General features: G+C 62.0%; 15 protein-coding genes. 8 read left to right on the top strand and 7 right to left on the bottom strand.

Annotated elements, in window-relative coordinates; genetic code table 11:
- Positions 1–130 precede the first annotated feature (130 nt).
- Entirely contained in the window at positions 131–1,168 is a 1,038-nt protein-coding gene (locus LQ215_RS27840) for a patatin-like phospholipase family protein (protein WP_003199314.1), read from the bottom strand.
- Positions 1,169–1,375: 207 nt separating this feature from the next.
- On the opposite strand from LQ215_RS27840, the gene LQ215_RS27835 reads away from it, so the two are divergent.
- The 3 genes from LQ215_RS27835 (at position 1,376) to LQ215_RS27825 (ending at position 3,580) form a co-directional block, all read left to right on the top strand.
- Complete coding sequence (locus tag LQ215_RS27835; RefSeq protein ID WP_003199317.1) at positions 1,376–1,666, top strand: hypothetical protein; 291 nt, start codon at positions 1,376–1,378, stop codon at positions 1,664–1,666.
- 105 nt (positions 1,667–1,771) lie between these two features.
- The gene (locus tag LQ215_RS27830; RefSeq protein ID WP_230153490.1) at positions 1,772–2,533 is read left to right on the top strand and encodes a CHAD domain-containing protein; all 762 of its coding nucleotides are present in this window, start codon (positions 1,772–1,774) and stop codon (positions 2,531–2,533) included.
- A gap of 249 nt (positions 2,534–2,782) precedes the next feature.
- Positions 2,783–3,580 (top strand): acyl-CoA thioesterase, encoded by a 798-nt coding sequence (locus tag LQ215_RS27825; protein ID WP_230153489.1) that lies wholly within the window; start codon positions 2,783–2,785, stop codon positions 3,578–3,580.
- A gap of 27 nt (positions 3,581–3,607) precedes the next feature.
- Here the strand turns inward: LQ215_RS27825 and LQ215_RS27820 are convergent, their stop codons facing one another.
- The 3 genes from LQ215_RS27820 to LQ215_RS27810 all read right to left on the bottom strand — a co-directional run bounded on the left by LQ215_RS27820 (position 3,608) and on the right by LQ215_RS27810 (position 6,782).
- Positions 3,608–3,982: a terminase gene (locus LQ215_RS27820; protein ID WP_230153488.1), complete on the bottom strand. Its 375-nt coding sequence runs from the start codon at positions 3,980–3,982 to the stop codon at positions 3,608–3,610.
- A 228-nt stretch (positions 3,983–4,210) separates the two neighbouring features.
- Positions 4,211–5,692, bottom strand: coding sequence for a methyl-accepting chemotaxis protein (locus tag LQ215_RS27815; protein WP_230153487.1), 1,482 nt, complete (start codon positions 5,690–5,692; stop codon positions 4,211–4,213).
- A 283-nt stretch (positions 5,693–5,975) separates the two neighbouring features.
- Entirely contained in the window at positions 5,976–6,782 is an 807-nt protein-coding gene (locus LQ215_RS27810) for a TatD family hydrolase (RefSeq protein ID WP_230153486.1), read from the bottom strand.
- A gap of 236 nt (positions 6,783–7,018) precedes the next feature.
- Here LQ215_RS27810 and LQ215_RS27805 point away from each other — a divergent pair, with 236 nt between their 5' ends.
- The 3 genes from LQ215_RS27805 (at position 7,019) to LQ215_RS27795 (ending at position 10,517) form a co-directional block, all read left to right on the top strand.
- Positions 7,019–8,440 carry a transglycosylase SLT domain-containing protein gene (locus LQ215_RS27805; RefSeq protein ID WP_230153485.1) on the top strand — a complete coding sequence of 474 codons (1,422 nt, stop codon included), beginning with the start codon at positions 7,019–7,021 and terminating at the stop codon, positions 8,438–8,440.
- Positions 8,441–8,540: 100 nt separating this feature from the next.
- Positions 8,541–8,975: a DoxX family protein gene (locus LQ215_RS27800; protein ID WP_230153484.1), complete on the top strand. Its 435-nt coding sequence runs from the start codon at positions 8,541–8,543 to the stop codon at positions 8,973–8,975.
- A gap of 1,233 nt (positions 8,976–10,208) precedes the next feature.
- Entirely contained in the window at positions 10,209–10,517 is a 309-nt protein-coding gene (locus LQ215_RS27795; protein WP_024618163.1) for a hypothetical protein, read from the top strand.
- Between the two features lie 8 nt (positions 10,518–10,525).
- Here the strand turns inward: LQ215_RS27795 and greB are convergent, their stop codons facing one another.
- Genes greB through LQ215_RS27780 form a run of 3 tightly spaced genes read right to left on the bottom strand, consistent with a single transcriptional unit; the run spans position 10,526 to position 14,245 of the window.
- The gene (greB, locus tag LQ215_RS27790) at positions 10,526–11,023 is read right to left on the bottom strand and encodes a transcription elongation factor GreB (protein ID WP_003199337.1); all 498 of its coding nucleotides are present in this window, start codon (positions 11,021–11,023) and stop codon (positions 10,526–10,528) included.
- 34 nt (positions 11,024–11,057) lie between these two features.
- The gene (locus tag LQ215_RS27785) at positions 11,058–13,562 is read right to left on the bottom strand and encodes an ABC transporter permease (RefSeq protein ID WP_230153483.1); all 2,505 of its coding nucleotides are present in this window, start codon (positions 13,560–13,562) and stop codon (positions 11,058–11,060) included.
- Positions 13,562–14,245 carry an ABC transporter ATP-binding protein gene (locus LQ215_RS27780; RefSeq protein ID WP_003199342.1) on the bottom strand — a complete coding sequence of 228 codons (684 nt, stop codon included), beginning with the start codon at positions 14,243–14,245 and terminating at the stop codon, positions 13,562–13,564. Before LQ215_RS27780 ends, LQ215_RS27785 begins: the two co-directional genes overlap by 1 nt.
- A gap of 10 nt (positions 14,246–14,255) precedes the next feature.
- On the opposite strand from LQ215_RS27780, the gene LQ215_RS27775 reads away from it, so the two are divergent.
- Positions 14,256–14,861, top strand: coding sequence for an arylesterase (locus tag LQ215_RS27775; protein ID WP_230153482.1), 606 nt, complete (start codon positions 14,256–14,258; stop codon positions 14,859–14,861).
- Positions 14,862–14,917: 56 nt separating this feature from the next.
- Positions 14,918–15,211: a hypothetical protein gene (locus tag LQ215_RS27770; RefSeq protein WP_003199347.1), complete on the top strand. Its 294-nt coding sequence runs from the start codon at positions 14,918–14,920 to the stop codon at positions 15,209–15,211.
- Positions 15,212–15,306: the final 95 nt, after the last annotated feature.

Here is a 15,306-nt window from a genome sequence, read left to right as displayed (position 1 = left end):
GGGTGGGCTTTAGTCTGGTGTTGTCAGGGCTGCCGCCATCGCGAGCAAGCTCGCTCCCACAGGGTTCACTGCAGATCAATGTGGGAGCGAGCTTGCTCGCGAAGAGGCCCGAACAGCCACTCGATATCTCTCAGTTCTGGTCGCTCTCATACCGATCCAAAGTATCGCTGGCAATCTCCCGCCCCAACGCGATCAACTCCGGCGCCTTGTAGAACTCGAAGAACCGGCACACCCGTTTCGGCACGTTGATCAGTACATCCGGCGGGTAACCGGCGATCTTGTACTGGGCCAGCGAGGTCTGCATCACTTCGAAGCTCTGGTTGATCAAGTCCAGCAACGACGCCGGGCCGACGTTATCGATGATGAACGAGCCGGTGGCGGATTTCGGTGCGCCTTCGTTCTCTGGCGCGGCGGCCGGTTGTTGGCCTTCGGGCTCGGCCGAGTCGATCCACGGGTTGATATCAGCGGCTTCGGCCTTCAAGGCTTCCTGCTCCAGCAGCAACAGCTGTTCGGCTTGCTTGCGGCGAAACGGCAGGCGCGAACCCAGCGAGCTGACCAGGGTGTCGAAGCGTCGCCGGAACGCGGCGGGGCGCGGGATCACCGGTAACCGATACTGTTTCTGGTTGGTGGCGTTGAGGTTGACCGCGATGATCAGGTCACAGTGGCTCGACACCACCGGCACGATCGGCAACGGGTTGAGCAGGCCGCCATCGACCAGCATGCGGTTGCCTTGCATTACCGGCGTGAACAGGCTGGGAATCGCCGCCGAGGCGCGCATAGCTTGATGCAGGCACCCTTCCTGGAACCAGATTTCCTGTTGGTTGGTCAGGTCGGTCGCGACGGCGGTGTAGGGAATGCGCAATTGTTCAATGTTGATTTCGCCGACGATCTTGCGGATCTGCCCGAAGACCTTTTCGCCACGGATCGCCCCCAGGCGAAAACTGACGTCCACCAGGCGCAGGACGTCCAGATAGTCCAGGCTTTCAATCCAGTTGCGGTACTCCTCAAGCTTGCCCGCCGCATAGATCCCACCCACGACCGCGCCCATGGAACAACCGGCGATGCAGGCAATGTCGTAGCCACGTCGTTCGATTTCTTCGATCACCCCGATATGGGCATAGCCCCGGGCGCCACCGGAACCCAATACCAATGCGACACGTTTTGTCATGACCCGGCCTCTTGTCGAACAGATTTCAACAATGCACCCATCGACGGCTTGGCTCAATCGCTGTAGCGCACGCGTCGTTTTTTGACACGCCGTGGCGGCATTTGCGTATGCTCGGCCACACTTGAATTTACGCGGTCAAGCAAGGCACTTTTCGCCGTTGCCACCGTCTTAATAGCACGACTGTTGACCTGACTTGAGGTGTTATTGATGAAAGCCCGGATCCGCCTGCCCTTGGTGGCTTCTTTGATGGTTTTGGCCTTGGCCGGTTGTGCAGGCAAAACCGCTTACCGCGACAGTTGTGGCAGCCAACTCGACAGCGCCTGGCATGAACTGGACCTGGCCAAGGCCGAAGGTTTTGCCGGCACCGTCAGCTATTCCAAGGCCCTGTCCCTGCTGACGGGCGCCAAGACCCAGCAGCAATTCGAAGCGTTCGAAGGCTGCGCCAAGAAAGCCGAGAAGGCGCGGTTCTACATTCGCGAATCCCGCGCCGGACGATAAAGGCAGCGACAAGCACTCAACTGCAAGCTACAAGGGAAGGATGCAAAATCGTTTTTCACTGGTAGCTTGCGGCTTGACGCTCAACGCTGTGTACGGAGTACGTCCATGATCGATCGGCTGGTGGCCCGGATACTGGGCCTGGAAGTCCGCCTGTTGGCCTGTCAGGCCCGCTTGAATGCCCATACCGACAGCGAAGCGCTGCATGACCTGCGGACCACGGTACGCCGTTTGCGCAGCCTGCTTCGTCCATTGCGTGGGTTGCCCGGCGTCGAGCAGTTGGAAACGGCTGCTTCGGCGGTCGGCACCCTGACCACGCCCTTGCGCGATAGGGAAGTGTTGGCCGCTTACCTGGAGCAGCATGGCCAGGCCGAGGCGGCGCGGCGACGCCAGGTGCAAATGGCCCATGCGTATCCCGCCGTGGCCGCGAGTGTTGAGTTGGGGCAGTTGTTGATGATCCTCGATGCCTTCCCGCGCTTCATTCGCGCCGCCCAGCGTGAGGGGCTGTTGAAGGGCTTGCGCAAACGCATCGAAAAGCGCCTGGACAAACAGTGGAAAAAACTCGGCGAAGCCCTGCGCGATCCGGCCCATGACCGCCATCGATTGCGCCTGCTGATCAAGCGCGTGCGCTACGCCATCGAAGCCTACCCTGAACTCGACCGCCTGCCCGAAGCAGCCATGCCCCGGCTCAAGTCCGCCCAGGCCGCGCTGGGCGATTGGCACGATTGCTGGCAATGGCTGGCCAGGGCCAAGGAAGAAACCGACCTGCACGCTTGTGTGCCGACCTGGCACGCCGCGATGGAAAAGGCCGAGGCCAAGTCCGACAAGGTGCTCGACAAGCTGATTGCCAGTTGCTTCGAAAAGTCCTGAACCCCAGCACATCCCCCTGTGGGACTTCCCCCCCTGTGGGAGCGAGCTTGCTCGCGATAGCGGAGGGTCAGTTCGCGTACAGATTGACTGATACACCGCTATCGCGAGCAAGCTCGCTCCCACATTGGTTTGGGGGGAATTCAAAGACTGCGGCTTTTCTGTCAGTCTCTTTGGCCGGAATGAGCCCTGTGCCGCCGGCCCGGGCTGGTTAAGATCCCTTCATCTTTTTCCCCTGTTTTCGAGGTCGTCATGCGCTTTTCCGATTTGATCGATGCCGTGCGCCGGCAGCCCGGTGCGGTGAGCATCGCGCCTGAATGGGGCCAGGGGCGTGCCAGTTTTGGCGGGTTGGTGGCGGCGCTGCAATACGAGGCGATGCGTGCCCAAGTGCCGGCGGACCGCCCGGTGCGCTCGCTGGCGATCACCTTTGTCGGCCCGGTCGAACCCGACGTGCCTGTCAGTTTCGAAGTCGACGTATTGCGTGAAGGCAAGGCCGTGAGCCAGGTGTTGGGGCGCGCGGTGCAGAACGGCCAGGTGGTGACCGTGGTGCAAGGCAGTTTCGGCGCGTCGCGCTCATCCGTGGTGGCGGTGCAGGCCGATCCCGCGCCAGAATTCAAAAGCGTGGAGCAATGCCAGGAGCTGCCTTATGTCAAAGGCATGACCCCGGAATTCATGCGTCACTTGGCGATGCGCTGGAGCGTTGGCGGCTTGCCGTTCAGCGGCAACAAGTCCCGGAGCATGGGCGGTTGGGTGCGTTTGCGCGGGGACGTGAAAGAGGAACCGCTGAACGAAAGCCACATCCTGGCCTTGGTCGATGCCTGGCCGCCGGCCTTGTTGCCTCACCTTTCGCAAATGGCCCCGGGCAGCACGCTCACGTGGACCATCGAGTTCGTCCAGCCGCTGCTGGAGCTCACGACACTGGACTGGTGCAAGTACCTGGCCGAGATCGAACATGCCCAGGACGGCTATGGTCATGTCGCCGCGAAGTTCTGGAGCGCCGATGGCCGCTTGATCGCCCTGAGCCGGCAGACGGTCACGATCTTTGGGTAAGGCTGCTCCGGTTAAGACTTGCTCCGGTCAAGGTTTGCGGTGGTGACGGTGGCGCTCCCGCCAGGCGCGCCACCAGCCACCGCTGAGAAAGAACCGTGGGAAAGTCAGGAACTGTTCCACCAACAGGCGTGACACGGCATCCTTGCGATCGCTGAACGGCTCGGAGGCCTGGGCCTCCAGGCTGTGCCCGTGACGTTGCAAGCCGAGCGCCGCGAGCAGGCCGATGATGCCGATGGCGACATCGCCCAGGCTCAAGCTGAACACCCCCGACACAATCAGCAGAAACGCGATGATGAACAGCGGCACGGCAATCAGGTGCAACACCAGGTTGGCGGGGTGCCGATGATTATCTGGGTAGGCGCGCCATTGCCAGGCCGGAAGATTGGGGTGACGTTTGCCCATGATGCTGTTCCTTGATTCGTGTGCACTTATGCTTGAAGAATAGGTGCCGCCCAAGGCGCCTGCGAATCGAGGTTGGTTATCGGGTCGATAGGGTTTCAAAAGTTGTATTTGGGGTGGCTGTTCTGGCCTCTTCGCGAGCAAGCTCGCTCCCACATGGGACCTGCTGGTTCACCGCATTTGTGTCCGACTCGATTCAGTGTGGGAGCGAGCTTGCTCGCGAAGGCGTCCTCAAAGTTTCAACTGCCCAATCGCCTTGCTCAACTCGCCCGCCAACGTCGCCAATTCATCGCTGGTGGTCGCTGAGTCGACGGTCTGGCGCACGGTGTTCTCGGTCACGTCGCGAATACTTACTACCGCCCGGTTCATTTCCTCGGCGACGTGGCTTTGCTGCTCGGCCGCGACAGCGATCTGGGTGTTGCTTTCGCGCATTTGCGCCACCGCTGCGGTGATCTGTGCCAACGCGTCACCGGCCTCGCGGGCCTGTTGCACGCAATCGTCAGCCTTGAGCGAACTTTCCTGCATGAAGTCCACGGCGTCTCGGGTCCCGGCCTGCAGGGCCGAAACCATGGTGGTGATTTCATCCGTGGAGGTCTGTACCCGCTTGGCCAGGTTGCGCACCTCGTCCGCCACCACGGCAAAGCCTCGGCCCATTTCTCCGGCCCGCGCCGCTTCGATGGCCGCGTTCAGGGCCAGCAGATTGGTTTGTTCGGCGATGCTGTGGATCACACTGACCACGCCATTGATCTTTTGGCTGTCTTCGGCCAGGCGCTGGATCATTTCGGCGGTCTGCTGCACACCCGAAGACAGCCCGGTGATCGACTGTTGCACCCGACCGACCACTTCCTGACCGTTGCCGGCCAGGGTGTCGGCGGTTTTCGACAGGTCGCGGGTGGCGCCGGCATGCTGGGCGATGTGATAAACCGTGGCGGACATTTCGTTGATCGCCGTGGCCGCCTGGTCGGTTTCGCTTTGCTGGCCGAGCATGCCGTGGCGAACATCGTTCATGCTCGACGCCAGACGCGCCGCACCACTGTCCAACTGCCGGGCGGTGCTGGCAACAGTGTCGACGACTCGTTGATAACCGGCCTGCATGGCGTTGAATGCGGCCGCCATCTGGCCCACTTCGTCCTTGCAGGCCAGGGGCACGCGGGCGGACAGGTCACCGGTTTTTTCCACGTGCAGCATCACGTCTTTGAGCGTGTTGAGCTGGCTGAGCAAGAAACGGATCAACAACTGCGAGGCGCCCAGCATCGCCAGCATCAACACGAACACGGCTGCGGCGTATTGGCTGAAGCGTTCGCCGAACACTTGGCTCAGGCTCACACCTTGGGCCAACACGGCGAGTTGTTGGCCGTCACCTCGACGGATCACTTGGGCACCCAGCAGCGGGTCGTCGCCAAACAGCAGCCCGGCGTCGAGTTCGACCCAGCCGTTGGCCTGGGCCAACGAAGGCAATGGTTGTTCGTTGAGAACGGGATTCTGGTCGCGCTGGAATGCCAGGAGACAGTCGACCTTGGGCAAGGGCGTTCCGGCCGGCCAGGCATCCAGCAGGTGTGCCTGGGCCTGGGCGTTCGCCTGGGCCGCGTGGTTGCGCGCCTGCTGTTCGAGATGCACCGCGTAGAGCACCAGCAGCAAGGTGGTGACAAAGGCGACCGCATTGACCGCCCAGAATTTGTATTTCAGCGAGATATTGCTAAGCCAGGCACCCATGGAAGGTCTTCTCTGATAGCGGAAACAGCATTGGCAAGGTGCCATTATTCTGCCGCTACTCAGGTGACGGGATTTTGATGTGGGTCAACAGACAACACCGACCCCAGGGTTTTGATGTGGGCCCACAGGCAACGCCGATCCCTGGGTTTGATCTGATCTAACAGACAACCAGATCCCCTTGTGGGAGCGAGCTTGCTCGCGATAGCAGTGTGTCAGTCAGCCAATGTGCAGGCTGATCCGCCGCTATCGCGAGCAAGCTCGCTCCCACAGGGATCTGCAGGATTCAGGAGAGTGTGGGTAAACCAAAAAACACCCGGGCGCAGGCGGTGCTGTGGGCTGCCAGGTCCTCCTGGGTTTCGCCCCGGTGCAAGGCCACTTCGCGCAACACCTCTGGCAGGTAGGCCGGTTCGTTGCGGCCGTTCTTGGGTTTGGGGCGCAGTGTGCGGGGCAGCAGGTACGGTGCGTCGCTTTCGAGCATCAGCCGACCACGGGGTATCTCGCGCACCAACGGGTGCAGGTGCGTGCCCCGGCGTTCGTCGCAGATCCAGCCGGTGATGCCGATGTGCAGGTCCAGGTCGAGGTAGCTGAACAGCGCCCTTTTTTCACCGGTGAAGCAATGCACCACGGCTGCCGGCAATTGATCGCGAAAATCCCGGAGGATGTCCAGCAAGCGCTGGTCGGCGTCGCGTTCATGCAGGAACACCGGCAATTGCAACTGGACCGCCAAGGCGAGGTGTTCTTCCAGGACCTTTTCCTGTTGCGGTCGGGGAGAGAAGTCCCGGTTGAAATCCAGCCCGCATTCGCCCACCGCGCGCACGCGGCTGTGCATCAGCAGATCCTTGAGGTGCCGGGCGCTGTCGGCGGTCCACTCGCTGGCGCTGTGGGGGTGAATGCCGGCGGTGGAAAACAGTCGCTCGCCCGTATCGTCGAGGTGTTGGCACAGTTCGAGGGCCTGTTCGCTGCCCTCGATACTGGTGCCGGTCAAGACCAGTTGGCAGACCCCGGATTCATAGGCGCGCTCAAGCACCGCCTGATGTTTGTCGGCGAAACTGGGGTTGGTCAGGTTGACGCCGATATCGATGAGTTGCATGGTGCTACCTCGGCCCAAAGGCTGGAAAGCATATCAGAGCTGTAGATTTATAAGAAAAGCCAAGAACTACAACGAGTTGAGGCTGTCTGTTAAGGCCGCGAGACACATCGGGTTGGTATAAAAGCCATCACTGTGCCAGTCTTCCGCACTTTTTCAGCGCCCCAGGCGCTCTGTTTCTGTCGACTCAGCCTCGTTTTTCAAGGGAGGCGGTCCGCAGTATTCCTTCCGGAGAGTGGATGACACGTCCCCAGGTATTGCTACTGTTGTGTTGTTCGCTGTGGTTGCCAATGCCGGCCGAGGCGCGGCTGCCCGGGCCGGTGCAGGCGGTGGCGCCGGGCACGGTGCGCGACCTGGCGCAAATCCGCAGCAGCCGTGTGTTAAAGGTCTTGGTCAACCAGAGCCGCAACAGCTCCGGTGAAGTCCAGGGCCAACCCATTGGCGTCGAATACCATCGGCTGCGAGCCTTCGAGCAATACCTCAACGGCCACGCCCGGGATGGCCAGGAAATTACCCTCAAGATCATTCCCATGGCCAAGGACCAGTTGCTCGGCGCCTTGCAGCGCGGGGAGGGCGACCTGGTAGCGCCGGGTGAGTTGCTTGAGCTGCAGGCCGGCCATGCGGTCAGCGCCAGCGATCCGATCCGTACCGACGTGCCGTTGCTGCTGGTGGGTATCAAGGGCGAGAAGCGCTACACCCGTGTGGAGCAACTTTCCGGCAAGACCCTGGCCCTGCCCAACGGCAGCGCGGCGGGGGACGCGGTGAGCCAGATCAACCAGAAACTGGCGCTGCTCAAACTGCCGCCGGTGAAGGTCGAATGGGTCGATCCCACCCTGGCTGTGGAGGATGTCCTGGAAATGGTCCAGGGTGGGATTTTCCATTTGACCATCGTCGAGCAGCCCATCGCCGAGCGCTGGAGCAAGATCCTGCCCAAGTTGCGCTTCGACCGTCAGGTTCTGATCGGTGAGCCGAGTGACGAGTATTGGTTCGTTCGCCGTGACGCCGCCATGCTGCGAGCGAGCATCGACCGATTCCTGGCGACCTACAAGGTGCCCGCCAACGAAGACGCGGCATTCCTGCGCATCTACCGTCGTTTGTACCAAGTCCACTATCCGCTGGCCCGGGCTGATCGCCAACGCCTGGAAAAACTGCGCCCGGTGTTGCAAAAACATGCCGATGCCCAAGGCATGGACTGGCTCAACCTGGCGGCCCTGGCCTTCAAGGAATCAGCCCTGCAACCCAACGCCCGCAGTGGCACAGGCCCCACCGGCCTGATGCAGATCACCCCATCGGCGGCTCAGCGGGTCGGCGTCGATAACATCCAGAACCTGGATGCCAATGTGCAGGCTGGCGCCAAGTACCTGGCCCTTATCCGCCGCAAGTTCTTTGCCAGTCCCAAGCTCAACGAGCGCGAGCGCATGGCCTTTGTCTTGGCCGCCTACAACATGGGCCCCGAGCGCGTCCAGGGCATGCGAGCCGAGGCCCGGCGGCGGGGACTGAACCCCAACCAATGGTTTTTCCAGGTCGAGCGCATTGCCATGGAGCAGGTGGGAATGGGCGCCGTCAGCTATGTTAATAGTGTGAATAAGTACTACCTGGCATTTGATCGTGAACGGGAGTCCTTGGAACCGAAGGAGCAAAAGGTTGCACTGCGTAAATGATCGAATAAATTGATTGGTATTACGGATTTTTTCCGCTTTTAACATGAATTTTATTGATTAATATAGCGGCCACTCTCTACTACTCCCAAGGAATGACCTTATGAGCACTCTCATCAACAAAGTTCTGTTTAGCCGCGCAGGCTACGGCCTGACTGTCCTGCGCATCGCCGTTGGTGTCATATTTGCTGCCCACGGCTCGCAGAAACTCTTCGGCCTGTTCGGTGGCTACGGCCTGGCAGGCACGGCGCAGTGGATGGAAAGCATCGGCCTGACCCCGGGCTACGTGATGGCGACACTGGCGGGCGGTACGGAGTTTTTCGCCGGGCTGGCGCTGATCATCGGTCTGCTGGCGCGTCCTGCGGCACTGGGCCTGGCCTTCCTGTCGCTGGTGGCGATTTTCTCTGTGCACATCGGTAATGGCTTGTTCATGGCCAACAACGGTTATGAGTTTGCCCTGGCGTTGCTGGCGGGCAGTATTGCCGTGCTGATCGAAGGGGCGGGCAAGCTGTCGGTCGATCGCGCCATCGCGGGTTGATTGCTCGATTTGAATTCGAGGCTCGTCTTGTACGTAATGTTGTTCACTTAGGAAAAACGGCGCTTCTTCCAGAAATGGGACGCGCCGTTTTTTTGGGTTTTTTTTGGTGTGTATATCCGTTGCTGCGGTAACGGCCGCTTAGGGTTCCGCTCTTACAGCGGCTCACTTTCGAAAAGCCCGGAAGCCGGCCCAGTCGAAAGTAACCAAAGCGCTCCTGCCCCACCACTCGGTGCCTCGCCTAGGCTCGGCATGCCTGAACGAAGGCATTGCTCCGTGGGCCGCCGCGAAGGGCCATCCATGGCCCAGCGCGGCTATCCCGGCATCCATGCCGGGATGCCCACTGCGCAATACCTTCGTTCAGCCAGCGTGGTTAACGGGGCGCCGAGATCAACGTCCACCGCGAGGCGGCCTAACAGCCGACCTGGCTCTCCTGGTCGTACACCCGTTAGATCTGTGGGAGCAAAGCTTGCTCGCGAAGACGATGTGTCAGTTTGCGGTGATGTTGGATGTGCCGGCCTCATCGCGAGCAAGCTCGCTCCCACAGGTTTTTGTATCGTGTGCAAATGTTGTGAACGCCCACAAATCCATGTGGGAGCGAGCTTGCTCGCGATAGCAGTGGCCCAGCCACATAGATGCCGGCATGTGCCCCGCTATTGCTCTTGCTTCAGATCTTGATCTGGGGCGCCCCGTTAACCACGCTGGCCGAACGCAGGCATTGCGAAGTGGGCAACCCGGCATGGATGCCGGGTTAGCCGCGCTGGGCCATGGATGGCCCTTCGCGGCGGCCCACGGAGCAATGCCGGAGTGAGGGCACACCGAGCCTAGGCGAGGTGCCAAGTGGTGGGGCAAGAGCGTTTTGCTTACTTTTGCGCTTCTCAAAAGTGAGCCGCCGTCAGGGCGGAACCCTAAGCCGCCGTTACGCAAAAAACGGATATACACACCAAACCACGCCTCTCAGAACAGATAATCAGAATTCTCAATAAGGGTGGCTCAAGTGAACAGCATTACCTCTTGTACGGGCCTTTTTTATGGGAAGTGATTCTTGACACTGCCCAGTCAGCTTCTCTAGGATGCCGCTCATGCGCCGATTTAAACAGCTACTTGCGGGGCGCCAGGTGACTCAATCCAGTCGCCGATAGAAGCCGAAGACAAGGCTTCGAAATACCGCTAAAGCGCTGGTTCGGTGTTGCCTCTCACCTGCCATGCAGACTTTTGAGGCAGAGACACGACACAATGAACGCACCCAGCCCCCTAGTACGTCTTGCGCCGATCACGGCGAACCTTGTCCAACGTAACCCGAAAATTCTCCTGGGCGGCACCCACCAGCCAACGCTCTTGCGCTATCTCGATGGCTGGCCGCGTCGCAACCATGGGCCCGCTGCGTTCCTGATCCAGTTTGTCGAAGACGGCGAGTCACTGGCGCGTTTCGCCAATGACAGTTTCGACCTGGCCGTCATCCAGTCCCCCAGTGCAGCGGACGCGCCTGAAATGATCCGGCAGTTGACCCGTGTCGCCCGACAGGGATTGATCACGCGCCGCTGAGGCGAGGATTACGGATACGCGATGTCCACGATGTAGACCCGTTTCTCGCCGGTAGGCGTCTGGACGCTGACTTCGGCGTCCAGGGCCTTGCCGATCAGGGCCCGTGCCAACGGTGAGTCGATACTGATCAGGTTCTGCTTCAGGTCCAGCTCGTCCGGGCCGACGATGCGATAGCGTGATTCCTTGCCATCCTCATCTTCGACCGTCACCCAGGCACCGAAGTACACCTTGTTTGGATCGCTGGGTTTTTCACTGACCACTTTAAGCGCTTCAAGGCGCTTGGTGAGGAAGCGCACGCGACTGTCGATTTCCCGCAGCATTTTCTTGCCGTAGGTGTATTCGGCGTTTTCCGAACGATCACCCTGGGCCGCCGCCTCGCTGACCGCCTGGGTCACCTGGGGACGGCGCACATGCCACAGCTCATGGAATTCAGCGCGCATCCGCGCTTCACCCTCGGGGGTGATCAGCGCGGTGCCGGCGGTGCGGGGTGGGCGATAACGGCTCATGGCAACTTCTTGTAATAGCGAAGCCTGGAGTCTATCAACCCTCGCGCAATACTGTCAGCGGGCTGGCATTGAGCGCCCGACGGGTGCCAAACACACCGGCCGCGCCGATCAACAAGGCCCCCAGCAGCGGCAGTGCCAACAGCCAGGGATGCGGATGCCAGGGCAGGTCGAAGGCGTACCGGTAAAGCACCAGGCTCACCAGCTCCGAACCCAGGGCCGCGAGCAGGCCACTGACCGCGCCCAGCAGGCCGAACTCGATGCGCCGGGCCTTGACCAGCAGGGGCCGTTCGGCGCCCAGTGCGCGCAATAGCGCGCCTTGGCGAATGCGCTCGTCGAGGGTCGCCTGCAGGCCGGAAAACAACACCGCCATCCCCGCTGCCAGCACGAACAGCAACACATACTCCACCGCCAGGGTCACCTGGGCCAGGATGCTGCGCAGTTGCTCGAGCAGGGCCTCGACTTGCAGGATCGTCACCGCCGGAAAGGCTCGGGACAGGTCGACGATCTGTTGGTCGTGGCCCGCCGCCAGGTAGAAACTGGTGAGATAGGTCGTCGGCAGATCCTTCAATGTGCCGGGCTGGAAGATCATGAAGAAGTTGGGCTGGAAATTGTCCCAGTTGATCTCCCGCAGGCTGGTGACCTTCGCTTCACGGTTGACGCCGCCCACGCTGAACACCAGGCGGTCGCCCAGCTTGATCTTGAGGTTCTCGGCCACTTTGCCTTCCACCGAAACCCCCGGGATATCGTCCGGTGGCTGCTGCGGCCACCAGGTCCCTGCGGTGACGATGTTGCCCGCCGGCAGGTCCGCGGCCCAGGTCAGGCTCAGGTCACGTTGCAGCGCTCGGTCACCCGCCGAGTCCTTGGTGACGAACTCTGTGGCCGGTTCGCCATTGATGCTGATGAGGCGCCCGGGGACCACCGGGTAGAGCGGGGCTGATTGCGCCGACAATGCCAGCAGCTTGTCGGTGAAGGCCTGCTTGTCGTTGGGCAGGATATTCAGGGCGAAATAGTTCGGGGCGTTTTTGGGTAACTGGTTTTGCCAGGTGTCCAGCAGCTCGCCGCGTAACAGCGCGATCAACGCCATGGACAACAGGATCAGGCCGAACGCCAGGGCCTGGCCGGCTGCCGCCAAGGGATGACGCAGCAACTGGCCGAGGCCCAGCCGCCAGGGCAGGGAAGCGCGGGCCAGCAGGCGACGCAGGCTCTGGAGCAGCAGCAATAGCAAGCCGCCGAGCACCAGGGCGGCGACGACGCCACCACCCAGCAGGGCGAAGGTGAGGACCAGGTCCAGGCTCAGGCGCCACATGATCAGGCCCAGGGCGCCCAGCGCGGCACCGTAGATTACCCAAGAGCTGGAGGGGATCGGCAGCATGTCCCGGCGCAACACGCGCAACGGTGGTACCCGACCCAGCGCAGCCAGTGGCGGCAGGGCGAACCCCGCCAATGCCACCAGTCCGGTGCCGATCCCGGCGATCGCCGGCAGCAGGCCGCCCGGCGGAACGGTAGTGGGCAGCAGGTCATGGAGCAGGGCGAACAGGCCCAGTTGGGCGATCCAGCCAAGCAGGGCGCCACTGATGCTGGCGAGCAGGCCCAGCACCGTCAGTTGCAGGCTGAACAGCACCATGGTTTCCCGGCGTGACAGGCCCAGGCAGCGCAGCAGCGCGCTGGCATCGAATCGTCGGGTGGCGAAGCGGTTGGCCGAGAGTGCAACGGCGACACCGGACAGCAACACCGCCACCAGGCTGGCCATGTTCAGGTAGCGTTCGGCCTTGCCCAGGGCGCCACCGATTTGCCGGTTACCGTCGCGGGCATCCTGCAGGCGCTGGTTGGCTTCAAGGCCAGGCTTGACCAGGTCGCGGTAGGTTTGCAGCGCCGATGCCGGGCCGCGCCACAGGTCGCGATAACTGACACGGCTGCCCGGCTGGACCACGCCGGTGGCCTCCAGGTCCTTGAGGTTGATCAGCACCCGCGGGGTGAGGCTGTAGAAGTTGCCGGCGCGATCGGGCTCATAAGTCAGCACGCGGCTCAGGCGCAAGGTCTGGTTGCCGACGTCGATGCTGTCGCCGATCTTCAGGTCCAGTGCCGTCAGCAGCCGAGCTTCGACCCAGGCCTCGCCAGGGTTCGGACGTCCGCCGATTTCTTCCGGGGCGAACGGGGTGGGGGTGCTTTTCAGCTCGCCGCGCAAGGGGTAGCGGTCATCGGCCGCCTTGACGCTGGACAGCTGGATACCATTATCGGTGGCCACGACACTGGAGAACTCCACGACCCGGGCGTGTTCCAGGCCCAGTTCGGTGCCGCTGCGGATCTGCTCCGCACGGGCGGGGGAGCTGCCTTCAAGCAGCAGGTCGGCACCGAGGAACTCGGTGGCGCGCATCATCATCGCGCCGTTGAGGCGGGCACCGAAGTAACCGATGGCGGTACTCGCCGCCACGGCCACGAGCAGGGCGAAGAACAACACCCGCAACTCACCGGCGCGGGCATCGCGAAGCAATTGACGGACAGCGAGACTGAACAGGCGCAACAGCGGCAAGCGTGCCATCAAGGCTCCAGAGGGGCGACCATCTCGCCGGCTTCAAGTCGGATCAGGCGCCGGCAGCGATGGGCCAAGCGTTCATCATGGGTCACCAGGACCAGGGTCGTACCGCGTTCCTTGTTCAATTCGAACAGCAGGTCGCTGATGCGCTCGCCGGTGTGGCTGTCGAGGTTGCCGGTGGGTTCGTCGGCAAACAGCACGTCGGGCTCGGCGGCAAAGGCGCGGGCAATCGCCACGCGTTGCTGTTCGCCACCGGAGAGCTGGCGCGGCGAGTGAGTCAGGCGCTGGCCCAGGCCGACGCGCTGCAACAGTTGCGTGGCGCGTTCGCGGGCATCCTTGCGCCCGTCCAGTTCCAACGGCAGCATGACGTTTTCCAGCGCATTGAGGCTGTCGAGCAACTGGAACGACTGGAAGACGAAACCGACATGCTCGGCGCGAATCCGCGCACGCTGGTCTTCATCCAGTGCGCTGAGGGCCTGGCCGGCCAGCGTCACCTCGCCGCTGCTGGGCAGGTCGAGGCCGGCCAGCAGGCCCAGGAGCGTGGATTTGCCGGAACCGGACGCGCCGACGATAGCCAGGCTATCGCCTTTGTTCAGTTCCAGGCTGAGTTCGTGCAGGATGGTCAGTTCACCTTCCGCGCTGGAGACCACTTTGCTAAGGTCCGTCGCGGTGAGAATGCTTGAGCCCATGGAGAATCCGATGCGTGTGTGGTTTTTGAGTGCCGGCCTGGCCTTGATGTGCATGGCCCAGAACGCAGCGGCGGGTACAGTCCTGATCGTTGGCGATAGTATCAGCGCGGCTTTCGGCCTGGATACCCGGCAAGGGTGGGTGGCGTTGCTCGAACAACGGCTCAAGGCCGAGGGTTTTGACGATAAAGTGGTCAACGCGTCCATCAGTGGCGACACCAGCGCCGGAGGCCAGGCGCGGCTGCCAGCGCTGCTTGCAGCCCACAAGCCGGACCTGGTGATCCTGGAGCTGGGCGGTAACGATGGCTTGCGCGGACAGCCTCCAACGCAATTGCAACAAAACCTTGCAGCGATGATCGACAGCGCCCGCGCCAGCGGTGCCCAGGTGCTTTTGCTGGGCATGCAACTGCCACCCAATTACGGACGGCGCTACACCGACGCGTTTGCCCGGGTCTACAGCACCCTGGCCGAAGAGAAAAAAGTCCCGCTGGTGCCGTTTTTCCTCAAGGACGTCGGTGGCGTCCCGACCATGATGCAAGGCGACGGATTGCACCCGTCCGTCGCGGCCCAGGGCAAGTTGCTGGAAAATGTCTGGCCGACACTGAAACCGCTGCTTTGACGCTTTTCTAGCGGCGGGCTTTCGGCTAATGTGGCGCCCCCGATTTGGAGCCCCCGATGCCGCGTCCCGCCTGGTCCCTGTTTGCCTACCAACTGATCGAGCCTGACGAGCAGCTGGATCTGTTCGCCTGCCAGGAAGTGCGGGTGCACCTGGTGACCCGGCAGTTGGAGCTGGGTGGCTCGGCCGACCGGACCCTCTGCGGCAGCCTGCTGCCTGCCCAGCCACGCTGGTCGAGCGTCGATCGCAAGATTTTCCAGGATCATCGCCTGTGCTCGTTGTGCCGGGCGATCCTGGAGTCCCAGAAGCGCGGCACGTCGCCAATCTGGCCGGAGCTGCGGTTCGAGTTGTAATCCCTCGGATTCCCGACATGTCCCTTGTGGGAGCGAGCCTGCTCGCGATGGCGGCGGCACATTCAACATTAATGCACGCAGACCCGCCGCTATCG

It is taken from the genome of Pseudomonas brassicacearum, assembly GCF_918698105.1.
Classification (GTDB): Bacteria; Pseudomonadota; Gammaproteobacteria; order Pseudomonadales; family Pseudomonadaceae; genus Aquipseudomonas; species Aquipseudomonas brassicacearum_F.
Note: the sequence above shows the minus strand (reverse complement) of the source record. Positions and strands in the feature narration are given on the sequence as shown.